Annotated in this window: 16 protein-coding genes and 1 tRNA gene; 13 read left to right on the top strand and 4 right to left on the bottom strand. The window is 28.3% G+C overall.

The window, feature by feature from the left end; translation table 11 throughout:
- Positions 1-107 precede the first annotated feature (107 nt).
- A complete protein-coding gene (gene mnmG / locus M9400_RS00765) occupies positions 108-2,006 on the bottom strand; it encodes a tRNA uridine-5-carboxymethylaminomethyl(34) synthesis enzyme MnmG (RefSeq protein ID WP_250232536.1) in 1,899 nt (632 codons plus the stop codon).
- A gap of 676 nt (positions 2,007-2,682) precedes the next feature.
- Between mnmG and M9400_RS00760 the strand changes: the two genes are divergently transcribed.
- The 3 genes from M9400_RS00760 to pgi all read left to right on the top strand — a co-directional run bounded on the left by M9400_RS00760 (position 2,683) and on the right by pgi (position 6,115).
- Positions 2,683-2,756: transfer RNA gene (locus M9400_RS00760), tRNA-Ile, on the top strand.
- Between the two features lie 378 nt (positions 2,757-3,134).
- Positions 3,135-4,028, top strand: coding sequence for a homoserine O-succinyltransferase (locus M9400_RS00755; protein WP_250232535.1), 894 nt, complete (start codon positions 3,135-3,137; stop codon positions 4,026-4,028).
- 431 nt (positions 4,029-4,459) lie between these two features.
- Complete coding sequence (gene pgi, locus M9400_RS00750; protein WP_250232534.1) at positions 4,460-6,115, top strand: glucose-6-phosphate isomerase; 1,656 nt, start codon at positions 4,460-4,462, stop codon at positions 6,113-6,115.
- Between the two features lie 157 nt (positions 6,116-6,272).
- Here the strand turns inward: pgi and rsmD are convergent, their stop codons facing one another.
- Positions 6,273-6,860, bottom strand: coding sequence for a 16S rRNA (guanine(966)-N(2))-methyltransferase RsmD (gene rsmD, locus M9400_RS00745; RefSeq protein WP_250232533.1), 588 nt, complete (start codon positions 6,858-6,860; stop codon positions 6,273-6,275).
- Between the two features lie 475 nt (positions 6,861-7,335).
- On the opposite strand from rsmD, the gene ftsY reads away from it, so the two are divergent.
- From ftsY to polA, 10 genes are all read left to right on the top strand, one after another.
- A complete protein-coding gene (gene ftsY, locus M9400_RS00740) occupies positions 7,336-8,262 on the top strand; it encodes a signal recognition particle-docking protein FtsY (RefSeq protein WP_250232532.1) in 927 nt (308 codons plus the stop codon).
- 626 nt (positions 8,263-8,888) lie between these two features.
- Positions 8,889-9,737 carry an RNA polymerase sigma factor RpoH gene (gene rpoH / locus M9400_RS00735; protein ID WP_250232531.1) on the top strand — a complete coding sequence of 283 codons (849 nt, stop codon included), beginning with the start codon at positions 8,889-8,891 and terminating at the stop codon, positions 9,735-9,737.
- 312 nt (positions 9,738-10,049) lie between these two features.
- Positions 10,050-12,338, top strand: coding sequence for a 5-methyltetrahydropteroyltriglutamate--homocysteine S-methyltransferase (gene metE, locus M9400_RS00730; RefSeq protein WP_250232530.1), 2,289 nt, complete (start codon positions 10,050-10,052; stop codon positions 12,336-12,338).
- A gap of 238 nt (positions 12,339-12,576) precedes the next feature.
- Positions 12,577-13,359 carry a uridine phosphorylase gene (gene udp / locus M9400_RS00725; protein WP_250232529.1) on the top strand — a complete coding sequence of 261 codons (783 nt, stop codon included), beginning with the start codon at positions 12,577-12,579 and terminating at the stop codon, positions 13,357-13,359.
- A gap of 298 nt (positions 13,360-13,657) precedes the next feature.
- On the top strand, positions 13,658-15,187 hold the full coding sequence (gene rmuC, locus M9400_RS00720) for a DNA recombination protein RmuC (RefSeq protein WP_250232528.1): 1,530 nt from the start codon (positions 13,658-13,660) through the stop codon (positions 15,185-15,187).
- Between the two features lie 117 nt (positions 15,188-15,304).
- On the top strand, positions 15,305-16,063 hold the full coding sequence (ubiE, locus tag M9400_RS00715; protein ID WP_250232527.1) for a bifunctional demethylmenaquinone methyltransferase/2-methoxy-6-polyprenyl-1,4-benzoquinol methylase UbiE: 759 nt from the start codon (positions 15,305-15,307) through the stop codon (positions 16,061-16,063).
- 533 nt (positions 16,064-16,596) lie between these two features.
- On the top strand, positions 16,597-18,237 hold the full coding sequence (gene ubiB / locus M9400_RS00710) for a ubiquinone biosynthesis regulatory protein kinase UbiB (protein WP_250232526.1): 1,641 nt from the start codon (positions 16,597-16,599) through the stop codon (positions 18,235-18,237).
- 307 nt (positions 18,238-18,544) lie between these two features.
- Positions 18,545-20,023, top strand: coding sequence for a 4-hydroxy-3-polyprenylbenzoate decarboxylase (gene ubiD / locus M9400_RS00705; RefSeq protein WP_250232525.1), 1,479 nt, complete (start codon positions 18,545-18,547; stop codon positions 20,021-20,023).
- Between the two features lie 542 nt (positions 20,024-20,565).
- On the top strand, positions 20,566-21,195 hold the full coding sequence (dsbA, locus tag M9400_RS00700) for a thiol:disulfide interchange protein DsbA (RefSeq protein ID WP_250232524.1): 630 nt from the start codon (positions 20,566-20,568) through the stop codon (positions 21,193-21,195).
- Positions 21,196-21,379: 184 nt separating this feature from the next.
- Complete coding sequence (gene polA / locus M9400_RS00695) at positions 21,380-24,175, top strand: DNA polymerase I (RefSeq protein ID WP_250232523.1); 2,796 nt, start codon at positions 21,380-21,382, stop codon at positions 24,173-24,175.
- A gap of 157 nt (positions 24,176-24,332) precedes the next feature.
- Here the strand turns inward: polA and yihA are convergent, their stop codons facing one another.
- Positions 24,333-24,935, bottom strand: coding sequence for a ribosome biogenesis GTP-binding protein YihA/YsxC (gene yihA / locus M9400_RS00690; RefSeq protein ID WP_250232522.1), 603 nt, complete (start codon positions 24,933-24,935; stop codon positions 24,333-24,335).
- 176 nt (positions 24,936-25,111) lie between these two features.
- Positions 25,112-26,536 (bottom strand): type I glutamate--ammonia ligase, encoded by a 1,425-nt coding sequence (gene glnA / locus M9400_RS00685; protein WP_250232521.1) that lies wholly within the window; start codon positions 26,534-26,536, stop codon positions 25,112-25,114.
- Positions 26,537-26,853 lie beyond the last annotated feature (317 nt).

Below are 26,853 nucleotides of genomic sequence, written 5' to 3'. Positions count from 1 at the left end.
CATATATCGTCATTTTCACCTAATCGCTATACGATAGGAATATTAATTATCTAAAATTCACGAATAGTAGTACTTATGTTGATATACGTTGTCATCATTTAACATCACTAACACATATTATGACCTAACAAACCTTTTTTTTTCAACCAAATTAATAAATTAGAGATAGCTGCAGGAGTTATACCAGAAATTCTAGAAGCCTGTCCAATTGAACAAGGCTTATAATCATTAAGTTTATCGATTACTTCTTTAGATAATCCAGAAACAACATTAAAATCTATATCAGTTGGTAATAATATATGCTCATTACAAATGAACCTCTCTATTTCCTTTTGTTGATGACGAATATAACCCTCATATTTTATTTGAATTTCAATTTGTTCAAATACCTGGCGATCCAATATAAACGAACTAAAAACTCTTAACTTAGATAAATTTGTATAATTAATTTCTGGTCTTCTTAATAACTCTTCCCCATTAACTTCATATATTAAAGGTGTCTTAAGAAAATTATTTAACTGCTTGGCATCTGTACTATATGGAAAAATATAAGTATTACGTAATCTCTGACGTTCTTTTTCAATACTTTCTTTTTTTAAACAAAAATTTTTCCAACGTAACTCATCTACTAAACCTAGTTGTCGCGCAATTGAAGTTAATCTTAAATCAGCGTTATCCTCTCGTAAAGACAAACGATATTCAGCACGTGACGTAAACATACGATAAGGTTCTTCTGTTCCATGCGTACACAAATCATCTACAAGTACTCCTAAGTATGCTTGATCTCTTCTAGGATACCATCCTTCTTTATTTTGAGAAAATCTAGCAGCATTTATTCCTGCTAATAACCCTTGGGCAGCTGCCTCTTCATAGCCTGTAGTACCATTAATTTGTCCAGAAAAAAACAAACCAGAAATAAATTTACTTTCTAATGTTAACTTTAAATCACGAGGATCAAAAAAATCGTATTCAATTGCATATCCCGGTCTAATTATATGAGTATTTTCTAATCCTTGAATTGACTTAATAATTTGTATTTGTACATAAAATGGCAAACTAGTAGAAATGCCATTAAGGTATATTTCAGGCGTTGTTAGTCCTTCGGGTTCTAAGAAAATTTGATGAGCATTACGATCTGAAAAACGAGTTATCTTATCTTCTATAGATGGGCAATAACGGGGTGAAATCCCTTCTATTAATCCTGCGTGCATGGGACTTTGATTTAAATTTGATCTAATTATTTCATGTGTTTTATCGTTGGTATATGTAATATAACAAGGAATTTGTTTAGGATGCTGTTTTTCAGATCCTATAAATGAAAACACAGGAACAGGACTATCGCTATATTGTGATTGTAAAGAACCAAAGTTGATCCCTTTACTATGTACACGAGGAGAGGTACCTGTTTTCAAACGACCGACTCTCAAAGAAAATTCTTTTAATCGTTTAGATAACAACGAGGATGATTCTACGTCTCCAGCACGACCACCTCTGAAATTATTCATTCCAATATGGATCTTACCATTAAGAAATGTTCCTGTTGTCAATACAACAGATGTAGCACTAATTTTTATTCCTATCTTTGGAATAAAAACTCCAACAATTTTATTTTTATTAATTATTAAATCCTCTACTGAAGCCTGAATAATTAATAAAAAATCTTGATATTCAAGAGTATTACGTATTATTTGACGATATAATATCTTGTCTGCCTGCGCGCGTGTTCCTCTAACAGCAGCTCCTTTACTTCTATTAAGTATTCTAAACTGAATTCCTGCGTTATCTATAGCACATGCCATCGCTCCACCCATTGAGTCAATTTCTTTTACTAAATGTCCTTTGCCTATACCACCAATAGCTGGATTACAAGACATTTGACCAAGTGTATCGATATTATGCGTAATTAATAAAGTATTACATTTCATTCTAGCAGCAGCTAACGCCGCTTCTGTTCCAGCATGACCTCCTCCAACAACAATAACATCAAAATGAGTCGAATAAAACATACATTAACCTCAGCGCGCAAATAATACTTATTTTATTGGAAGAACGATTTCGTATTGACAAAAATTTTTCAGTAATATTTCACTATCTAAGTACTTATGCAAGGACGGAACAACAACAAATTGCATCCATATATGTGCCACAAATATACACATCATAATGTAATAACCCTTTATTTCAGCAAATACATTACTACACACTGATATTTAATTTGTTCATTCAATAATACTATTACAATAATTGTAATAAAAAAGATTAAGAAATTCAACTACAAAGAATAGATTAATTATTCATTTTCACATCAATTGAATCGGTATTACTGTTTGGTAATTACACGATAATTATTTGAATTATGGTATATATTGTTACGGAAAATTAAAAATTACAACATTGATAATTAGTATCACACATATCATAAAAATAAAAAAGTTGAATATTTACTATTATTTAATAATTCTTTTGATTGGTATGTAAATACACAGAAATGCTTGAATCAGCATTCCTAATCATGTTATTGTGGTAAAATAGTTTATCTTATATAAGAATCGTTAGTCTGTGTACTTGATCACGCATTATGTTAATAACAACGAACGGTTTCAATAACAAAGTATTAATATTTGCATTATATTATTGTGGTTGAAGTTATAAAGAATGATATGGTTTCACGCTATATATTACAGGCTTGTAGCTCAGGCGGTTAGAGCGCACCCCTGATAAGGGTGAGGACGGTGGTTCAATTCCACTCAGGCCTATCATTGTTGATAGGTTACTTTATCAGGTTTTTATTTTGTTAAAAATACAGAGACATTCATTTACTATATAAATAAATCTGGTAAAAATTAATAGTATTGGTTTTTACTCTACATATAATAATAGACATTTATCAGTACTAATTCCGCTTTTAAATATAGCTATATGCACAGTCATATTTACTGACACAACATCAACCGTTCTTAACTATAACTTAATGTCTGTATTCTATGCATATGCGTGAAAAAATTTAATTTTTATCAAAACTTGTTCTATTCTTATGACAAAAGATGAAAATTAGGTTTTGTCTATATAGACAAGATAATAAACCATATAAAATTAGATAAATTTTGTACGTATATATTAAAGATCATAACGCTATGCCAGTTCGGGTATTAGATAAATTGCCTGCGGTAAAGTTTTTGCAAAACGAAGATATTTTTATTATGCAAAAATCGCAAGATATTTTTCAAGAACTCCATTCTTTAAAAATATTAATTCTTAATTTAATGCCAAAAAAAGTTGAAACAGAAAACCAATTCTTACGATTATTATCAAATTCTCCTTTACAAATCGATGTCCAATTACTACGCATAGACGACCGAATTCCTAAAAATACACCTGTTGAACATTTAAATAATTTTTATTGTAGTTTTACAGATATTCAACATCAAAATTTTGATGGTCTAATTGTAACTGGAGCTCCTTTAGGATTAATTGATTTTACAGACATAACCTTTTGGCCACAAATCGAGCAATTATTCTTATGGGCAAAAGAACATATTACTTCAACATTATTTATTTGTTGGGCCACACAGGCGGCTTTGAAAGTATTATACAATCTTCCTAAATTCATCCGAAAAAAAAAATTAGTAGGAATCTATCAACATAACACTATAAATTCTCATGTACTTTTAACAAAAGGATTTGACGAAATATTTGCAGCACCTCATTCTCGTTATTCAGATTTTCCAAAAAATTTAATTTATCAAAACACAGATTTAGAAATCTTAGCAGAATCTGATGAAGCTGGGGTATATTTACTTATTAGTCAAGACAAACGTTTAATATTTGTTACGGGACATCCAGAATATGATGCGCTTACTCTATCTCAAGAATATTATAGAGATATAAAATTAGGACTAAATCCAATGTTACCAGATCATTATTTTCCTAAAAGTAACCCTAATTTAATTCCTAAAATAAATTGGAGAAGTCATGCATATTTGTTATTCTCCAATTGGTTAAATCATTATGTATATAAAATGTCATAAAATATTTTATTTTATTGGAATAAAATAAATGAACGAATAATAATTCCTATTTTAAACTATTTATTTTACAAAAGCTAAGTTTTAGATTGTTTATCATAATTTAATAAATCGTAATTAATACACACATTCCTGATGCATATAACTTCACTAATAACATATTTTTCCAAAATATATTTTCATGAAGATAAAAAAAGATAATTCAATTAAATATAAATACATATAAATTTGATTTAAAAATAAATAATTATTTAATATGTTTTAATCTCCATAATTATAAACTTTAATTATGTTGATATATATTAAATATGATATGATTGTTATCATTGTGTTGCACGCAACACAATGATAACAATCATAAATTTTTAATTGAAAGTTGATTCTAGACTTCTATTTCTATTTACTTATTTTTACAATAAAACGCGAAATGAATTATGAAAAATATAAATCCTACTCATACACAAGCCTGGAAGCACCTAAAACAACATTTTTACGACATGCAGAATATATCAATCAGTGATTTATTTAATCAAGATAAATACAGATTTACACATTTCTCTAAGACATTTGATAATGAAATTTTAATTGATTATTCAAAAAACTTAATCACAAACAAAACCATTATTAAACTAATATCTTTGGCTATAGAATGTGATCTTGTAGGTGCTATCTCAGATATGTTTCACGGTGAAAAAATTAATTATAGTGAAAATCGTGCTGTATTACATATAGCTTTGAGGAACAGAAAAAATACGCCCATTTTAGTAAATAGACTGGATGTGATGCCACAAATAAACGCAGTGTTAGAAAAAATGAAACAATTTTGTAATCGTATTATTCAAGGTAGTTGGACTGGATATACAAATAAAACAATAACAGATATTGTTAATATAGGAATTGGAGGTTCCAATCTTGGGCCTTATATGGTAACTGAAGCATTAAAACCATATAAAAATCATTTGAATATGCATTTTATTTCTAATATAGACGGAACTCATATTTTTGAAACACTAAAATATTTAAATCCAGAAAATACATTATTTATAATAGCATCAAAAACTTTTACCACTCAAGAGACTATGACTAATGCACGTAGTGCACGCAGTTGGTTTTGTAAAGCTACTCCTAATAAACAACATATATCTAAACATTTTATAGCATTATCTACAAATACTATTGAAGTTTGTGAATTCGGTATTGATCCATCAGAAAACATGTTTGAGCTTTGGGATTGGGTAGGCGGCCGTTATTCATTATGGTCATCCATTGGCTTATCTATAATGCTATCATTGGGGGTTAATAATTTTGAATTGTTACTGACCGGAGCCCATGCTATGGATATGCATTTTTATCACACACCTCTAGATAAAAACCTGCCGGTAATCTTAGCACTTATTGGTATTTGGTATAATAATTTTTTTCAAGTAGAAACCGAAGCAATTTTTGCTTATGATCAATATATGCATCGTTTTACAGAATATTTACAACAAGTAAACATGGAATCTAATGGAAAATGTATAGATCGTAATGGATGCCCTATTACATATCAAACTGGTCCTATCATATGGGGAGAACCTGGAACTAATGGACAACATTCGTTTTATCAACTGCTTCATCAAGGCACTAAAATGGTTCCATGTGATTTTATAGCACCAGTAATAAGTCATAATCCTATATCTGATCATCATGAAAAATTAATATCAAATTTTCTTGCTCAAACTAAAGCACTAGCTTTTGGGAACACGCATGAAAAAATATTACAAGAATCTGAAACATCTAACAAAGATTATAAATCCAAACAACATCTGGTTCCGTTTAAAACATGTAAAGGAAATAACCCCAGCAACTCCATTTTAGTTAGAAAAATTACTCCTTATACTTTAGGAGCTTTAATTGCTTTATACGAACATAAAATATTTACGCAAGGCGTTATCTTTAATATTTACCCCTTTGATCAATGGGGAGTAGAACTAGGAAAACAACTAGCTGATAGCATTTTATCAGAATTAAAATGCGGAAATGTTATTCCTAATAACCAAGACAGCTCGACTCATGGTTTAATCAATTATTACAAATCCTGGTGTAATTAATATAATTCTTTCATTATAAAATCACCTATTCATTCGCTATTCGTACATTTGTAAACAGACCAATTATAACAGAAATTATATATAATTATTAAATAATGAGATACTTTTTGACTCTAACTGGCATTTTATTTGGTTTTTGTTTTATCTATAAATTTTATTATTTTCTTACAAAAAGATAACATATGATACTTTGAGTAATTTTTTTTCGATATAAAAACCAATAACTAGGGATTATTTTAATATTAAAAATATTTTTATTTTTTGGAGTTTCTATATAAATCCAAGATTCTTTTTTAAAAAGATTATACCGTTCTAATAAAAAAACGACCTCAGGTATAACGTTATCTTGAAAGGGAGGGTCTAGAAAAATCACATCATAAGTAGCAATTGCCCGTCTTAACCAAGAACGACAATCAGTATATATTATTTCACTATTGTACACCAAAAAAGACTGCATAATTTTCATCAATGCTGTGATACACATATATCTATTATCTAAAAAAGTTACTTTATTAGCTCCTCTAGACAATGATTCTAATCCTAATGCACCGCTTCCAGCAAAGCAATCTAAACAGATAGCACCATAAATAATAGGACTAAGCCAACTAAATAAAATTTCACGCATGCGATTAGTAGTTGGACGTATATTAGCGCACCGAATAATAGGTATTTTACGTCCCTTCCATTTGCCTCCAATAATTCTAACTTTCCCAACAGCACTGCATCGTAGTTTATTTTTATACATATTGTATCTCTTACACGATAAAATAAGTAACTCATAGTAATTCTAATCTTTTAACGTACAAATATCTACTGTCAAAAACAATACCAACTTTTATATTCCTCCAATAAAGTCTAACTATTTAGACATGGATTCATACATTCTACACGTTATAAAATATTATAGATTATATTTATAATTATAACGTATAATGATTTAATGTTTTTATATATCCACAACTTATAATTTGTTATATTATCAGCTAATCGTATTTGATACTTGTAATTGATCAATAATGTTAAATATATTGTCTTCTCATGAAGAACAACATAAAATATCCTATCTACATAAATAATTAATTATCTATAAATGTTCTATAAGACTGAAATATATTTCTATTGCTTACATAAGTGATTATTGATTAATTGTAAGTATTACATAAAAAAATATAAAAAAAGTAACATTTAATACATTGACAATAGTGATGAGGTCAGTGCACATGAATTATGAACATAATTTGTTTGATAGACTAAAACAGAGTTTATTGAATACTCGAAAAAAATTGGGCGATAACATAATAAAATTAATTCGTAATAAAAACATTGATATTGATATACTAAATAATATCGAACATAAATTATTGGTCGCAGATATAAGCACACAAACTACTCAAAAAATTATTAGTAATTTAAGAAATTATATTAACCTTCATGCTGATTACAATAACAAATCTTTTTATGATATACTGCGCAATGAAATATTAAATATACTTATACCTGTCGATCAACCATTACTTATACAAGAAAAAAATCCATTTGTCATATTAACGGTAGGAGTCAATGGTGTCGGAAAAACTACTACTATTGGAAAATTAGCGTATCATTACCGATTAAAAAATAAAACTGTAATGTTAGCGGCAGGAGATACCAGTAGAGTAGCAGCAATAGATCAATTGGAAATTATAGGAAAATATAGTGGTTGTGTTGCAGTAATAAAAAATAACACCACTTCTGATTCTGCTTCAGTAATTTTTGATGCCGTTAAAACGGCTAAAATGAAGCTTATTGATCTACTTATTATTGACACTGCGGGTAGGTTACAAAATAAGATCCATGCAATGGAAGAATTAAAAAAAATTATTAGAGTTATAAAAAAAATTGATATAAAAGCACCTCATGAAACTATATTAGTTCTTGATGCTAATATCGGGCAAAATTCTATTAATCAAGTGCGTATGTTTAATAACGCAATTAAAATTACAGGAATAATTATGACTAAATTGGACGGCAGTGCTAAAGGAGGTACTCTCTTATCTATTGCTGATCATTTTTCTATTCCAATACGATATATTGGAATAGGACCAAATATAGACGACTTTCAACCATTTGAACCACATAATTTTGTTGAAGCTATTTTTAAAAAATAATCTTAATAATAAAAAACTGTGTCCAATTTACATAAATATTTATTTAAAATAAAATGTTTATATTAAATAACAATAATTTCTTTACAGATAATTATTGCAAAATAATGTTATCTACATCTGTAGTACTTTCGTGAATGTTTTCTAAAAATTATTCTATTTTTAAAAAATAAAATACTAGTTACAATTGATTTGAATCAAAGTTTTAACGTACGCTAGGGAATTAATAAAAGAATAAAATTAAAACTACAAGAATCATCACATACTCACAATAATTAAATAAATAAATCCGCTAATATGTGTGTATAAAATTTTTACGCTAAATGTAAAATATACATCATTATCGACATTAACTTAAAAGATTTATATTTCTTACTACGACTAGCTGTAGACCATATGATTTCATTAGGAACGATGATTATTTATTGATAATAAATAACTTTATGGTAATTTAATGTCATTAAATTAACAATAAAATTAATGGTGGTTCTATTATAAATGTGCTGTTCTATCTTATTGCATAGATACTCCTTTTAATATAACAGAATTATTTTATACTTAGTTTCATGTATATCCCATACAGGCATGGTATAATCATCTGCACATATGTGATCATTTTAGGAGAATAAATGCCTAAAAATACGCAACACAGTGTTACTTTAGTTCCCCAAGGAACTTTGGAAACATATGTAAGAGCAGCCAATTCCTATACTCTTCTAACTTCAGAAGAAGAACGAGCGCTGGCTGAACAATTATATTATCACGGAGATTTAGAATCAGCGAAAAAACTTATTGTGTCACATTTAAGATTCGTCATTCACGTAGCTCGCAATTATTCCGGCTATGGATTACCACAAGCTGATTTAATACAAGAAGGTAATATCGGCTTGATGAAAGCTGTACGTCGATTTAATCCGGAGTTAGACGTTCGTTTAGTATCATTTGCTGTACACTGGATTAAATCAGAAATCCATGAATATGTTCTAAAAAACTGGCGTATTGTAAAAATAGCTACTACTAAAGCACAACGCAAGCTATTTTTTAATTTAAGAAAAACTAAACAGCGTTTAGGTTGGTTTAATGCAGGAGAAATAGAAATAGTTGCAAAAGCATTAAACGTAACTAGTAAAGACGTGCGCGAAATGGAATCTCGTATGGCAGCACAAGATATGACTTTTGAACAATCTTCAGATGAAGATAATCGAGGAGTAATTGCACCTATACTATATTTACAAGATAAAATAATTACTTCTAACGAGGAAAATGAATGGATTGATCAAGTTAGTGACAAACTAAATATAGCTATAAATACCCTGGATAAACGCAGTCAACATATTATTCGTGCACGATGGCTGAACGTAGATAATAATAAAAGTACATTACAAGAACTGGCCAATCAATATGGTGTTTCTGCTGAACGAGTACGTCAATTAGAAAAAAATGCCATGAAGAAAATGAAATTAATAATACAGAACTAATTAATTTTTATAAATGGTATTTATAAAAAACACAAACTATTAAACATATATTTATAGAATTTTAGTTACTTGACTGTATACATAATTATTTGATATTATTCTCGTAGATAAAACATTCAAATTATCTAGTATTAGATATAATAACTTAGTAACTAATTATAAATACTATATGTAATCAAATATTAGTTTATTTAAATTAATTTAATAGCCATTGAGTTAACTGTTGATATCAATAATAATCTTTTAAAATATTTTTTATTTTCATTCTTAAAACCCACTATATATAACTAAAGATAAATCATGGAGTAAATTATGACAATTGTCGGTCATACATTAGGATTTCCTCGTATTGGCTTATATAGAGAACTAAAGTACGCTCTAGAAAATTATTGGAACGGAAAAATACAAGAAGATAAATTATTAGAAATAGGCCGTACACTACGTATGCGTCATTGGAAACAACAAAAAGATTCTGGTATGGACTGGATCCCAGTAGGTGATTTTGCATGGTATGATCATGTTCTAACTACCAGTTTAATGCTTAATAATGTTCCAAATAGACATCGCGTTTTTCAGGAAAAAATTACTTTGAATACATTATTTAAAGTAAGCCGAGGTTATTCTTTAAATAACAAGCTGATACCTCCTTCAGAAATGAAAAAATGGTTCAATACAAATTATCATTATATTGTACCTGAATTTATCCAAACTCAAGAATTCAAATTAAATTGGACTCAATTATTTGATGAAATAGATGAAGCTTTATCACTAAAACATAAAATCAAGCCAATACTTCTTGGGCCAATTAGTTATCTTTGGTTAGGAAAAGTAAAGGGGAAAAAATTTGATCGATTATCATTGCTACCTGCTGTATTATCAGTATATCAAAATATATTGAATATTTTTTCAAAAAAAAACATTGATTGGGTACAAATTGACGAGCCCATATTAGTGTTAGAGCTTCCATCAAAATGGTTAGAAGCATATTTGAATACGTATGAACAACTTCATGGTAAAGTTAAATTATTACTAACTACTTATTTCGACAGTATATATCATCATCTAAATATCATCAAACAACTTAAAGTAGATGGTCTACATGTAGATCTAGTTTCTAGTCCTGATAATGTGCCTTTGATTCACACACAAATACCAAAAAATTGGATATTATCAGCAGGAGTAATTAACGGACGTAATATATGGAAAACTAATTTGCATAATTGGTTCAAAAAACTCTCCCCTTTAGTAGGAGAGCGTAAAATATGGATAGGCTCCTCTTGTTCTTTATTGCACAGCCCTATTGATCTAAATATGGAAAAGAAATTAGATAAACATATCACAGAATGGTTTGCTTTTGCATTACAAAAATGTGCTGAAATAAAAATGTTATGCACTGCTTTAAATTCTAAAAATAAAAATGACTCAACATATGAAGATATACTTAATAAATATTATATTACCAGTAGTTTAAGATCTCACTCCACTACTATTCATAATATACAAGTTAAAAAAAGACTCGAACATATTAATAAAATTCCACACTCTCGATGCTCTCCATACACAGCACGGGTTATATTACAACATAAAAATCTTAATTTACCATTATTTCCAACAACTACTATCGGTTCATTTCCTCAAACTGAAGAAATTCGTAAACTTCGTGCAAACTTTAAAAATAACCAAATTGAGAAAAAGGATTATTACGTTGGCATTAAAAATTATATTAAAAAAATCATTGTGGAACAAGAAAAATTAGATTTAGATGTTTTAGTTCACGGAGAGCCAGAAAGAAATGATATGGTAGAATACTTTGGAGAAAACTTGAATGGATTTATATTTACTCAAAATGGATGGGTGCAAAGTTATGGTTCTCGTTGTGTGAAACCTCCGGTAATTATTGGAGATATTAATCGTTCAAAACCTATTACTACAAAATGGATAAGTTATGCTCAATCATTAACTAATAAACCAATAAAAGGTATATTAACTGGACCTGTGACTATCATGTCTTGGTCATTTCTACGTGAAGATATACAACGTAAAACAATAGCGTTGCAATTAGCGCTATCAATACGTGATGAAGTAATAGATTTAGAAAAATCTGGAATTCGAATAATACAAATTGATGAACCAGCTTTACGGGAAGGATTACCTTTAAAATATTCTGATCAAAAACAATATTTAGAATGGGCAATCAACGTATTTAGAATAACTACGTCATCAGTAAAAGATGATACCCAGATTCATACTCATATGTGCTATTCCGAATTTAGTGATATTATTCATGCAATTATAGAATTAGATGCAGACGTAATCAGCATAGAAGCATCTAGGTCAGACGAAAAAATATTAGAGACCATACAAAATGTAGTAATAAACTTAAATGAAATTGGCCCAGGTATATATGATATTCATTCTACAAATGAACCAACTCAGAATGATCTTGTCGAAAAAATTAATCAATTATTAAAATATATTCCAAAAAACCGTTTATGGATTAATCCTGATTGTGGATTAAAAACAAGATCATGGCCTGAAACTAAACAATCATTAAATAATATGGTATCTGCGGTAAAAGTATTGCGTAAACAGTACTCATGAATTATAACTAATAATTTTTTAACGATTGAACAATAAACATCACAATAAAATAACTTAGTCTGTGATATTATTATAAAGTATATCTGTGAATTTTAGTTTAAAAAATAATCGGTCAAATAAATTTAAATTAATATTATTTATATTCATAACAATCAATGAACTCTGAAAAAATAATAATTAATTTTTAACTACAAAACAGACGTGTAATCACACTAAGCATAGTTAAGTAATAAATTTTATGTCTATAACTAACGTATTTCATTTAGGTTTAAAAATTAGTGATCTCCAAGGGGCAACTTTAGCTATTCTTCCAGGGGATCCTAACAGAGTTAAGAAAATTGCATTGCTTATGAATAATCCAAAATATATTTCTAGCTATCGAGAATTTACTACTTGGTCTGCAAAAATTAATGAAAATACAATAATCGTTTGTTCCACAGGAATAGGTGGTCCATCCACTTCTATTGTAATAGAGGAATTGTCCCAATTAGGTATACGTACATTCTTACGCGTAGGTACTGCGGGTACTATCCAAGAATATATAAAAATAGGTGATGTATTAATTGTAACTGCTGCTGTCCGTTGTGATGGAGCCAGCCAACATTTTGCTCCATTAGCATTTCCAGCAATAGCAGACTTATCATGTAGTATGGCGTTAATTAAAGCCGCTAAAAAAATTGGCATTAAATCACATTATGGTATAACTGTGTCTTCAGATACATTCTATCCCGGACAAGAAAGAAAAGACACATATTCTGGCCGAATTATTAAAAAATTACGTGGTTCTATGGAAGAATGGAAAAGTATGGGAGTTATGAGCTACGAGATGGAATCTGCAACGCTGTTGACCATGTGTGTAACTCAGGGACTACGGGCAGGAGTTGTAACTGGTATTATTGTGAATCGAATACAACAAGAAATTCCAAATGTTATTTGTATGCGCAATGCTGAATATATGGCAATCAAAGTTGTAATTGAAGGAGCTCATATTCTTCTTAATGAAGACGATAACTCCGTATAATTAATTTATTTAATAATATTAACTATCATTCATTATTATTTAAACTTTTGATTTAATTGATTTTAAAAATTTTAATAAACATGCTATTTTAGCATAAAAGAACTAGCATATCATTTATTTTAAAATAAAAGTACTTTCATATGAGAAAATGTTTTATATTATTATAAATAATATATTTTACAACATAGTATAATACTGGGTAATTTTGATCCTGAAATTATTTAAACATCATATATAATAGCTAGTAACAAGTAACTACCATAATATTTTTATGGTTATATTTTATAATTGAGAATATATGACAATTGTCCCATTTTGCTTATCTACTATAATTGGTATGTTAGTAGGTTCCTTAATCACTGGAATATTCTGTAAAATTATAGAAAAACGTTGTATTCAAAGATATAAAAATGACTGTATAGATCACGAGAATGCCTTGTGTATAATTAAACAAAATTTAAAAAATGAATCTGATTTACGACATGACATTGAACAAAAATTACAAAAAAAATTACAAATAATATATGAACTACATGGGAAATTATCTACTACCGAGGAACGTTTAAAATCATTAGATTACTATCACCAAAAATCTGAGCAATTAAATCATGAATTACATGTACAATTGAATTTAAATCATACTCAAGAATTAAAACTGCAAGAATTAAACATTCGCTTAGAAGAATATAAGCTTGCAACAGAAGAGAAGCAAAAGTTATTTATTGATAGTGAACATCGATTAACTATGCAATTTGAAAATTTAGCGAATCGTATTTTTGAACAGAACGGATACAAGATAGATAAACAAAATCGAATAACCCTTGATAGAATACTATATCCATTGAAGGAACAATTAGAGAGTTTTAAAAATCAAATACAAAACAACTTTGAAAAAGAAGAACAAGCAAGGCATACTCTAACGTATGAAATTCGTAATTTACATCAATTAAACGCACAAATCACTCAAGAAACTATTAATTTAACACAAGCGTTAAAGGGAAATAATAAAACTCAAGGGAGCTGGGGAGAAGTAATTTTAACTCGTGCATTAGAAGCTTCTGGTATGCGCGAAGGTCATGAATTTCATATACAAGTTAGTATAAAACAAACAAATGGGCATAGATCGCAACCTGATGTCATCATCCATTTACCCCAAGGTAAAGATGTAGTAATTGATTCCAAAATATCTTTAGTAGCCTATGAACGTTATTTCAATAGCAATAATGAAGAAGATCGACAGCTAGCTATTGCTGACCATGTACACTCATTGCGTGCACATATAAAATCATTAAGTAAAAAAGATTACCAAAAATTATTTGGATTGAACACATTAGATTATATTTTAATGTTTGTTCCTATTGAATCTGCTTTTATGTTAGCTATTGAAAAAGAAGCATCATTATTAACCGATGCCATGCGATATAATATCATGTTGATTAGTCCTACAACGTTGTTGATCGCTTTGCGTACTATTAATAATCTATGGCGCTATGAGTATCAAAATTGTCACTCGAAAAAAATTGCTGATAAAGCAGGGCGCTTATATGATAAACTACGACTGTTTATGGATGACTTAAACAAAATTGGTCTATATCTAAATAAAGCAGAAGTTATTTATAATGCAGCAAAAAATAAATTTTCTGAAGGAAAAGGGAATATTATAAGTCAAGCAGAAAGTTTTAGAGCACTTGGGGTGCAAATAAAACAACCAATTATTACTAATGAAATTGCCCCTCATTCTATATTTTTATGCGATAAACAAAGTAATTCTTACGATCCATCCAATTTTGAAGATAATATAACCCAAAATACATGTCATGAATCTTGAATAAATTCTTAATAAAGCAACATTTAAAATATGTAAATCAGTAAAATCCAAATACTCATTTCATTAAATTTTCAATAAATAAAAATCTAATGAAAGGTATTGCAATAACAAACAAATATGAATAATAAACACAAAAAAATTACGACTCATTTTGGCTTTCAAAAAGTCCCCAAAAACAAAAAAACATTACTAGTATCTAAAATCTTCCATACTATAGCATCAAAGTATGATTTAATGAATGACTTAATGTCTTTCGGCATACATAGAATATGGAAACAATTTATGATTTATCACAGCGCAGTGCATACTGGACAAAAAGTCCTAGATCTAGCCGGAGGTACTGGAGATTTAAGTATTAAATTTTCACGATTAGTTGGTAATTCAGGAATAGTAGTATTAGTAGATATCAATGATTCTATGATAGATATAGGGCAAAAAAAATTGCGCAATCTAGGTATATTAAATAATGTAATATATATACAAGCTGATGCTGAAGCTTTACCTTTCCCTGAAAATACTTTTGATTGTGTCGCTGTGTCTTTTGGTTTACGTAATTTTACAAACAAGGAACAAGCATTATTTTCAATACATAGAGTTCTAAAACCTAAAGGCCAATTACTAATTTTAGACTTTGGAGTGCCTATCTTTAAAATATTAAATACAATATATGATTTATATTCGTTTCATGTCTTACCCAAAATGGGTGAATTAATAGCTCAAGACGCTAATAGTTATCGTTATCTTGTAGAATCTATTCGCATGCATCCAGATCAAGAAACTTTGAAAAATATGATGATACAAACAGGATTTAATAACGTTACATATTTTAACATGACTTGTGGAATTGCCGTGTTACATTGCGCATATAAATATTAAAACAAATATATTTATATTAATAAAATATTAATTTTAATCTTTTATTAATCATCACCAAAACTATTAATAATAGTATTAAATTTTTTTAAAATTATTCCGCATAATCTTTACAATGTCTAACTATTTTTATATTTTAATAAGAAATAGTTACATATTTTTAGTATTTAAAAATACAATTTATTTTGTACAATACGTATATAAAAATATTTATTTTAATAAATAACAGTAGTTTATAATTAAAATAATATATTTAATAAAATATTTAGATGATATCTAGTTATATATTACTAATTTTATTTTATTTACATTAACCATGCCTTATTAAAAACGAATCATATGATCCAATATTTCTAAGTTCCATTTAAAAATAAATATTGTTCATGTTCAAAAGTATTAGATTAAAAAAATTATTAATGATAAATAAGCACTTGTACTAAAAGTACACTAGAATTATTATAGTTTCCTTAAATACACTATTTAAAAATATAACTAAAATATTTATCTAATTATTTAAATAAATAATAGGAAATTTAATGTTTGTTGATGAATTATATCGATTTTATTACATAATTAAAACAATACTAAATTATGGATTAAGTGATTTCGTTCCTACCCATCGATTAATTTTTCCATTAAGAATAGGCAATAGATTTGTTTTGCGTATTTTAAATAAGCATTATCAATTAACTTTAGGAGAGCGATTTCGTTTAGCATTACAAGAATTAGGTCCAATATGGATTAAATTGGGTCAGATACTTTCTACTCGACGAGATATTTTCTCAGATTCTATTGCAGATCAATTATCAATGCTGCAAGATCGCGTGACTCCTTTTGATGGTATCCTTGCTAAAACATATATAGAACGTGCTATTGGTAATTCATTAGAAACATGGTTTAAAGATTTTCAAGAAATACCATTGGCATCGGCATCTATCTCACAAGTACACTCTGCCAGATTTAAAAAAAACAATAAAGCTATAGTAATCAAAGTTATTCGTCCAGGTCTCCTGCCTATTATTAAAACAGATATACGTTTAATGCACAGATTAGCTAATTGGATTTATAAATTTCTACCAGAAGGACGGAAATTTAAATTTTCAGAAGTGGTTTCAGAATATGAAAAAACCCTTTTTAACGAACTTAATCTATTAAAAGAAGCAGCTAATACTATTCAATTACGAAGAAATTTTAAAAAAAGTCAGATATTATACATACCTAAAGTATATGTAGATTTTTGCAGCGAAAAAGTTATGGTTATGGAGCGTATTTATGGTATACCCGTATACGATGTAGTTGCATTAAAAAAACAAAGAACCAATATGAAATTATTAGCAGAACGCGGAATAGAAGTATTCTTTACTCAAGTATTTCGAGATAGTTTTTTTCATGGAGACATGCATCCTGGTAATATATTCATTAGCTATAAACATCCAGAAAATCCAAAATATATTAGTATTGATTGTGGTATTATTGGATCTTTAAATAAAAAAGATAAATACTATTTAGCAGCAAATTTTATCGCATTTTTTAATCGTGACTATCGTAAGATAGCTGAATTACATCTTGACTCAGGTTGGATACCCTTTAATACTAACATTGGAGACTTTGAATGCGCGATGAGAACAGTATTTGAGCCAATTTTTGAACAACCTCTAGAAAATATTCCTTTCAGTAAAATATTACTATATTTATTTAATACTGCACGATGTTTTAATATGGAAATACAACCTCAATTAATCCTCTTACAAAAAACTTTATTATACGTTGAAGGAATAGTGAGACAACTGTATCCTCATTTAAATCTTTGGAAATCTGCTAGGCCTTTTTTAGAAAAGTGGATGCAAGATCAATTAAAATTTTCAACGACAATATGTGTTTTAAAAGACAAAATACCTCATTGGATAAATAAAATACCAGAATTACCCACTTTACTATCTAATGAATTTAAACGTTCTTGTATGCTACAAAAAAAAATAGAAATTTTGATAACAGAGTTAAAAACGCAACGAACTAGACAAAGTCAAGCATTATTTTTATTTGGTGTTGGAGCAACATTAATTACCAGCAGTATTTTCTTATGTATACAGGACAAATATTTTGAAAATTTTTCTATTTTTTTATTTGTAACTGGAATACTCATTTGGACAATTGGCTGGAAACGTATCATGCAGTAATTATTATTAACTTCACGTTTAATTTTATTTCTAATAAAGAATTATTTTAACAATTCAAAGAAATATCTTCATATTTGCATTATAAAAATAAAAATATTTTATATTCAATATAATTACTTTAATATAAGTAAAATAACTAATATAGTGTGTATACTATATAAACGATATCAACATAATTAAAATTTAAACTGTTTTAAAAATAATCTATTAATTGCAATATATAATATATGTTGTATATAATGAATATTATTGTCAAAGTAATGCAAATTAGGAACAATAAATATAAATTTAATGCCTATCAAATGTTATGAAATACAAAGATTTGCGTGATTTTATTAAAATTTTAGAGTATAGAGGAGACTTAAAAAGAATTACTCTTCCTATTAATCCTGATTTGGAGATAACAGAAATTGCTGATCGTACCATTAAATCTGGAGGACCAGCACTCTTTTTTGAAAACCCTAAAGGATACACAATACCTGTTCTTTGTAATTTGTTTGGTACTACTAATAGAATAGCTTTAGGTATGGGAAAAGAAAATTTCCTATCATTACGTGATGTTGGAAAATTGCTAGCATTTTTAAAAGAACCTGAGCTTCCAACAGGAATACGTGATTTTTTTTCTAAAATGCCTCATTTTCGCCATATTTTACATATGCCTATCAAGCGAGTAAGTACAGCTCCATGTCAAGAAAATATTTGGTGTAATACAGACGTAGATATTACACATATGCCAATAATGCGTTGTTGGCCTAAAGATATATCTCCTATAATTACTTGGGGGATCACGATAACTCGCGGACCTAAAAAAAAACGGCAAAATCTTGGAATTTATCGCCAACAAGTGCTATCTAAAAACAAAATTCTTATAAGATGGCTATCTCATCGTGGCGGAGCATTAGATTTTCAGGAATGGAATAAATATACTTCAGAAAAAAGATTTCCCATCACTGTAGCACTAGGGGCTGATCCAGCTACTTTACTAGGAGCAGTAATCCCTATCCCTGATACATTATCAGAGTATGCGTTTTCCGGACTATTAAGAGGTTATAAAACTGAAGTAATTAAATGTATTTCATGTGACTTGGATGTTCCAGCTAATTCTGAAATCATATTGGAAGGATATTTAGAGCGCGGTAAAACAGCAATGGAAGGGCCTTTTGGAGATCACACAGGATACTATAATACTACTGCTCAATTTCCAGTGTGTACTATTACCCACATTACTCAAAGAAATAATCCAATTTATCACTCTACTTATACTGGACGCCCACCAGACGAACCTGCGATTCTTGGAATGGCAATGAATGAAGTATTTATTCCTATCATACAAAAACAATTCCCAGAAATTATAGATTTTTATTTACCTCCTGAAGGTTGTTCATATAGACTGGCTGTCGTAACTATAAAAAAACAATATATTGGACATGCCAAGCGTGTTATCTTTGGAATATGGTCCTTTCTAAAACAATTTATGTATACTAAATTTATTATTATATGTGATGACGATATTAATGCACGGGATTGGAATGATGTTATATGGGCAATTACTACACGCATGGATCCTGCTCGAGATACTATAATAGTAGAAAATACTCCAATTGATTACCTTGATTTTTCTAGTCCAATTTCTGGATTAGGCGCTAAAATAGGTATGGATGCTACAAACAAATGGCCTGGAGAAACTGAAAGAGAATGGGGCATCCCAATTAAGATGCACAATACAGTACGACATTATATTGATAGTATTTGGGATAAATTAAACATATTTAATAAAAAACAATAATATAACATAATTTTACAAACGTAGGAACTATCATATCTTTATGATAACAAAAAATTACTATTACTCTGTTCTTTAATTAAAGATAGCATATATACATAAAATATAAATTACTCTATACTCAATAGACATCTTTCTATTGCCTATATGACAATATCTTTGTAATTGATGATTACTGCCTTAAAAATTATCCCCGTATTTATTCTATTATAACCATTTATATAAATACTAAAATAATCTCAACTTTTTAAAGTTCCTATATAAATAATGAGAACGTCTTAATAAGATTAAGTCATTATTATAAAAATATTTTTTATTTATTATTACATTTAATTAATATAATAATTATTAAATCTATTAATCTATAATAAACACACAAATTCTCATACATATCAAATAATATTAGTATGATAATTAAAATCACATATCAAACAAGTCATATAGAATATTATTATTAATTAAAATAAAAATGATATTTTTATTTTAATTAATAATAATATTCTATATTTTAATAATCAATATTTGTGGGATTATTAGGAGGTTGTATGAAAAAATTACATCTTATTTTGATAATAATTTTTTTAATATTTTCATGCAAAAGCATTTCGTCTTCAATTGTTGAAGGAAAACAATATATTCGATTAAATAAACCTATTCATAATGCTCCTAAACTACTAGAGTTTTTTTCTTTTTATTGTCCACATTGTTATCAGTTTGAACAAATTTATCATATTTCGAACAATATAAAACAAACACTACCTAAAAACGTAAATTTTTATAAATATCATGTAAATTTTTTAGGTAATTTAGGCAAACAATTAACGCACGCTTGGGCTGTGGCGATAGTATTAGGAATAGAAAATAAAATTAGTCCCATATTATTTATAGCAATACAAAAACAACAATCTATCCATACCATAGACGATATTCGTGCAATATTTATTAAATCTGGCGTTAATGCAAAAGAATTTGATACTACTTGGGATAGTATATTAGTAAAATCCTTAGTCTTAGATCAAGAACAGGCAGCAATAAATTTTCATCTGAGAGGGGTTCCATCAATATTTATCAATGGTAAATATATGATAAAAAACGACAAGTTGGATATATCATCAGTAAATGCCTATATACGACAATTTTGTGAATTATTAAATTTACTCATAAATAAAACATAAAATTCATATATTTTTATAATTATAATACTATACATACTCTCACCTAAGTGATTATAACGCAACTTCATTTAATTTTTATTATTTTATTATCTATGATAATATTGTTACTTGATGAATTTACTAAATAAGTATCCAGCGTCCTTTAATCTTTTCTATAAGATTAAATCATATATAAAACATCATTATGATTGCAATTATAAATCATCCAATAATTTTAGTGGATGGTTCTTTTTATATACATCGCGCATATCATGCGTTACCACCATTAAAAACCAGTAATGGAGAACCAGTATGGGTAATATATGGAGTAATCAACATGATAAAAAGTCTATTAGCGCGATATCAACCTGTTCATATGGTAATTGTTTTTGATACAATTGGAAAAACATTTCGTAATAACTTATTTGAAAAATATAAAGCTAATCGCATCAAAACCCCTAAAGATCTATCTACTCAAATAGATCCATTACGCAAAATAATACAAGCCATGGGATTGCCAACGCTTCAGGTGCCTAATGTAGAAGCAGACGATGTTATAGGTACGCTAGCCATGTTTTACGCGCAATCAGGAAATCCCGTATTAATTAGTACAGGAGATAAAGATATGGCCCAAATAGTATCACCTACGATAACTCTTATTAACACTATGTCAAATATTATATTTACTCCTAAAGAAGTAGAAAGAAAATTTGGAATACCGCCAGCGTTGATAGCTGATTATTTAGCGTTAATAGGAGATCGCTCTGATAATGTTCCTGGAGTTCCTGGAGTGGGAAAAAAAACTGCACAAATATTGTTAAAAAAAATAGGAAATTTAAAAACATTATATAATAATTTGAACAGAATTAGTCTATTGAAGGTACGAGGCGCTAAATCAATACAAAATATATTACAGATTAACAAAGAAATAGCATTTCTTTCTTATAAATTAACAACTATCAAAACAGATGTGTCTTTGGACACATCTGTCTATCAACTATCAATACAACAAGCAAATATTGATGCTTTATCGTCATTATTTAAACGATATGAATTCAAAAATTGGTTAATAGATTTAAAATCAAAAAAATGGTTACATAAATATCAATATTTAAATAAGCCATTATCAAATCAACACTTAAAAAATACGTTTTTATATCAAAAAAATAATTTATTATTAGATTATGTCAAAGAAAAAATAGTTGTCAAAATAATACATGATATTGGCATGCTGTATCATTGGATTGAAAAAATTAAAATATCTAAATTATTTATATTTAACATACATACAGATATATTTAACGCTGCTACAGCTAATATCATAAGCATATGTTTATCTATAAATCCTAATGAAAGCGCATATATTCCTATAAAAACTAATTCAATTAATAATCATCAGGATTTTTTATGTCTTGAAGAAGTACTATCAACGCTGCAGCCAATTTTAGAAAATTCAGAAATAAAAAAAATTGGACAACATTTAAAGTTTAGTTACGCTATATTTAAACGTTACAATATAAATTTAGTTGGTATGGCATTTGACGTTATATTAGAATTATACATATTGTATGGTACTTCCGATTATCAAGATATAAAAAAATTTTTAGATCAAGATACATTCAAAGCTGTTATAGATTTCAAAAATAATTATCATAAAAATGATATTGTCTCAGACGTACATAATATACAATCACAATCTCTACATGCTGCTAAATTTAGCAAATCCTTGTTCAATCTGCATTATACTTTATGGCCAAAGATAAACACAAACGATAAGCTAAAAAAAATATTTGAAGAAATAGAAATGCCTTTAATATCCATATTAACTCGTATCGAAAATTATGGCGTATTAATAGATAAAAAACTACTTAATGCTCATTCAGTAGAATTAGATTCTCGACTTGATGCATTAAAACTAGAAGCGTATCAATTAGTACATACTTCTTTTAATCTTTCTTCAACCAAGCAATTACAGGAAATATTATATAGTCAACAAAAATTGCCAATTTTAAAAAAAACACCTACCGGCGCTCCTTCAACCAATGAAGAAGTATTAAAAAAATTATCAAAAAAATATCCAATGCCAAAAATTATTTTACAGTATCGTAGTTTAGCTAAATTAAAATCTACTTATACCAATAAATTAATCGCTATGATTAACGAAAAATCAAATCGAGTACATACCTCGTATAATCAAACTAGAACTGCTACGGGACGTCTTTCTTCTACTAACCCAAATTTACAAAATATTCCGAATAGAAATTATGACGGTAGAAAAATACGTCAAGCTTTTATTGCTCCAACAAATTTTTTAATTGTAGCTGCAGATTATTCACAAATAGAATTAAGAATAATGGCGCACCTATCTCAAGATATCACATTAATCAACGATTTTCTTTCTGAAAAAGATATTCATACTGCAACAGCTTCTGAAATATTTGTAACTGCATTACATTTAGTAACCAATGAACAAAGACATCAAGCTAAAACTATCAATTTTGGATTAATTTATGGAATGAGTGCATTTGGATTAGCACGTCAATTATCAGTAACATGTAAAGAGGCGCAAAAGTATGTAGATCGTTATTTTAAACGGTATCCTGGAGTCATGAGATATATGAAACATGTTCGGGAATATGCCAATAAATATGGCTATGTATCTACATTAGATGGTCGAAAATTGTATTTGCCAAATATTTTTTCTTCTAATATTTACCAAAAAAAAAGTGCTGAAAGAGCGGCAATCAATGCTCCCATGCAAGGCAGTGCTGCTGATATTATTAAAAAAGCAATGATATCTGTTGATAATTGGTTGCAAAAAAATGAAATTCCAGCACGTATAATCATGCAGGTTCATGATGAATTAGTATTTGAAGTGCACCATGAAATCATAGATCCAGTTGTGAAACAAATTAAAAAATTAATGGAAGCATGCTTTATTATTGATGTACCATTAAAAGTAGATATCGGTATTGGAAAAAATTGGGAGCAAGCACATTAAAACCATTAATTTAATGCAAATGTCATACAAATAATATACATAAAATTATTAAATACCAATTCAAATAATTTATTTTTGCGATACAAATCTTTATAGTTCCTATAAATATAGAAGAAATATTATGCTTAATTTTATAAACATGTATGATTTTATTCATTTAATGTTTTAACCAATGATTAAGAGTAATTTTTAACAATTCTATTCCATGTTTTTTAACAGCAGAAAAAGGTGCAACTTGTATGCACGTTGCGAACTTTATATTCATGTCCTGTATCATTTTTTTAGTTGTAACTTTCAAAATATTTCTAGAAATTTTATCTGATTTACTTAATAGAGTAAAAACCGGAACTTTCATAGAAATCGCGCTTTCAACCATTTTTTGATCTAGATCTTTTATAGGATGTCTAATATCCATGATTAAAATCAATCCTTTTAAATTTTCTCTTTTCTTCAAGTATTCGCATACTACATCATGCCAATAATTTTTTCTTATGTTGATACCTTTAGCATAACCATAACCAGGAAAATCAATAAGACGAATACCCGGTTTTACTTCAAATAAATTAATGAGTTTCGTACATCCTGGTGTTTTACTAACTTTAGTAAGTTTTTTTTGATAAGTTAAAGCATTAATAACACTAGATTTTCCGCTATTAGAATAACCAACAAAAGCTACCTCCATACCCATCTTTCCATCAGGTAATTTACAAATTTCAGGCACACTTACTAAGAAATAAGTAACATGATAATTATATTTCATACATATATATTATTTATAATCATAGTAACATAAAAGCGAACGCTTAAGTTTATATATTTAATTGCTTAGATATATAAAGATATTAAATATTATTTAATTTATTAATATAATTTTTTCATAATTATCCTGTTATAGTCATTAATTACATGATTTTATCTTATAAATTATAGAAAATTTTAAACACTATAATATAAATCAAATTCCACAGGATGCGGAGTAATATGCACTAACCTACTTTCTTCCTGACATAACAGAATATAGGTATTGATATAATCTTCACTAAAGACATCGCCTCGCATTAAAAATGTATGATCTTCTGCCAAAGAATTCAAGGCCTCATCAAAAGATGAGGCCATGCGTGGTATAGATAATGCTTCTTTTTTAGAAATAGTATATAAATTTTTATCTATAGGTTCTCCGGGATGGATTTTATTAATAATTCCATCTAATCCCGCCATAAGCAACGCAGAAAAAGCTAAATAAGGGTTAGCGGCTGGATCAGGAAAACGGACTTCAACTCGACTTGATGCATTGTTTTTTGATTTATTAATAATCGATGGAATCCTAATAGCGCTGGAACGATTACCAGCAGAATAAGTCAACATTACTGGAGCCTCGTAATTTGGAACTAAACGCTTATATGAATTAGTAGTTGGATTAGTTATAGCATTTAATGCTTTAGCATGACGCAAAATCCCTCCAATATAAAATAAAGCTATATCAGACAGATATCCATATTGTTTGCCTGAAAATAAATTAGTATCTTTTCTATGTAAAGATATATGACAGTGCATACCTGATCCGTTATCATTTATAATGGGTTTTGGCATAAAAGTCGCAGTTTTACCAGAATTATGAGCAACATTGTGTACTACATACTTATATATTTGTATTTCATCAGCTTTTTTAGTAAGGGTATTGAATCGAGTTGCTATTTCATTTTGTCCAGATGTTGCGACTTCATGATGATGAGCCTCTATAATTAACCCCATCTTTTCCATTATTAAAGACATAATAGAGCGCAAATTCTGCGAGGAATCAATTGGAGGTACTGGGGCGTATCCACTTTTTATTCTAGGGCGATGACCTTTATTTCCGTCTTTATATATTTTGCCGCTATTCCATGCCGATTCTCGGTCATCAACTATTACATAAGACCCTGATTTTGTCGTTTCAAAACGAATGTCATCAAATAAGAAAAATTCTGGTTCAGGCCCAAACATTGCAATATCAGCAATACCAGAGTTATATAAAAACATTTCTGCCCGTTTAGCTATAGATCGTGGATCCCTATCATAATTTTTCATAGTACTAGGGTCAAATATATCACAACGAATAATTATTGTGGCATTTTCATAAAATGGATCTATCGCAAAACTAGTGGGATCAGGCATTAAAATCATATCTGACTCATTAATATTTTTCCAGCCTTTAATAGAAGATCCGTCGAAAATCTTGCCATTATTAAATAAATGATCATCAACTTGCATTTTAGGAATAGTAATATGTTGTTCTTTCCCTTTTGTATCGGTAAAACGCAAATCAACGAATTTTATTTGATTTTCATTAAGAACAGAAAAAATTTTTTCGATATCTGTCATATTTGTTCTCTCAGCCACTGTAAATCTTACGATAGCAAGGTCATAAAATAACACCTTAAAGTCATTACGTATAAAAATTATTGCTACCAATGCCTTTTAAAAATTTATTTAATTTAAATATATCCACGTTGGAATGATCATTGATACTATTAGTATTTGATATATTTAGCAAATGCTATTGATATTTACCTAACTTTAAAGCTCTTAATCTGGAATTATAATGTTACTCACTGTAATTTCAAGGCAATATAATTTAACGAAATGAATATTTATACGCATAATTATTTTTTTAATTACTTACATCTCAATACAATATT

Source organism: Blochmannia endosymbiont of Camponotus sp. (assembly GCF_023586085.1).
GTDB lineage: Bacteria > Pseudomonadota > Gammaproteobacteria > Enterobacterales > Enterobacteriaceae > Blochmanniella.
This window is presented reverse-complemented; position numbering and strand designations above follow the sequence as displayed.

What these genes read in the sequence shown, in the direction of transcription:
- polA (WP_250232523.1), top strand. Translation starts at nt 21,380, where the DNA reads ATGATTGCAATTATAAATCATCCAATAATTTTAGTGGATGGTTCTTTT.
- mnmG (WP_250232536.1), bottom strand. Translation starts at nt 2,006, where the DNA reads ATGTTTTATTCGACTCATTTTGATGTTATTGTTGTTGGAGGAGGTCAT.
- ftsY (WP_250232532.1), top strand. Translation starts at nt 7,336, where the DNA reads ATGAATTATGAACATAATTTGTTTGATAGACTAAAACAGAGTTTATTG.
- ubiD (WP_250232525.1), top strand. Translation starts at nt 18,545, where the DNA reads ATGAAATACAAAGATTTGCGTGATTTTATTAAAATTTTAGAGTATAGA.
- ubiB (WP_250232526.1), top strand. Translation starts at nt 16,597, where the DNA reads ATGTTTGTTGATGAATTATATCGATTTTATTACATAATTAAAACAATA.
- pgi (WP_250232534.1), top strand. Translation starts at nt 4,460, where the DNA reads ATGAAAAATATAAATCCTACTCATACACAAGCCTGGAAGCACCTAAAA.
- ubiE (WP_250232527.1), top strand. Translation starts at nt 15,305, where the DNA reads ATGAATAATAAACACAAAAAAATTACGACTCATTTTGGCTTTCAAAAA.
- udp (WP_250232529.1), top strand. Translation starts at nt 12,577, where the DNA reads ATGTCTATAACTAACGTATTTCATTTAGGTTTAAAAATTAGTGATCTC.
- glnA (WP_250232521.1), bottom strand. Translation starts at nt 26,536, where the DNA reads ATGACAGATATCGAAAAAATTTTTTCTGTTCTTAATGAAAATCAAATA.
- rsmD (WP_250232533.1), bottom strand. Translation starts at nt 6,860, where the DNA reads ATGTATAAAAATAAACTACGATGCAGTGCTGTTGGGAAAGTTAGAATT.
- rpoH (WP_250232531.1), top strand. Translation starts at nt 8,889, where the DNA reads ATGCCTAAAAATACGCAACACAGTGTTACTTTAGTTCCCCAAGGAACT.
- M9400_RS00755 (WP_250232535.1), top strand. Translation starts at nt 3,135, where the DNA reads ATGCCAGTTCGGGTATTAGATAAATTGCCTGCGGTAAAGTTTTTGCAA.
- metE (WP_250232530.1), top strand. Translation starts at nt 10,050, where the DNA reads ATGACAATTGTCGGTCATACATTAGGATTTCCTCGTATTGGCTTATAT.
- yihA (WP_250232522.1), bottom strand. Translation starts at nt 24,935, where the DNA reads ATGAAATATAATTATCATGTTACTTATTTCTTAGTAAGTGTGCCTGAA.
- dsbA (WP_250232524.1), top strand. Translation starts at nt 20,566, where the DNA reads ATGAAAAAATTACATCTTATTTTGATAATAATTTTTTTAATATTTTCA.
- rmuC (WP_250232528.1), top strand. Translation starts at nt 13,658, where the DNA reads ATGACAATTGTCCCATTTTGCTTATCTACTATAATTGGTATGTTAGTA.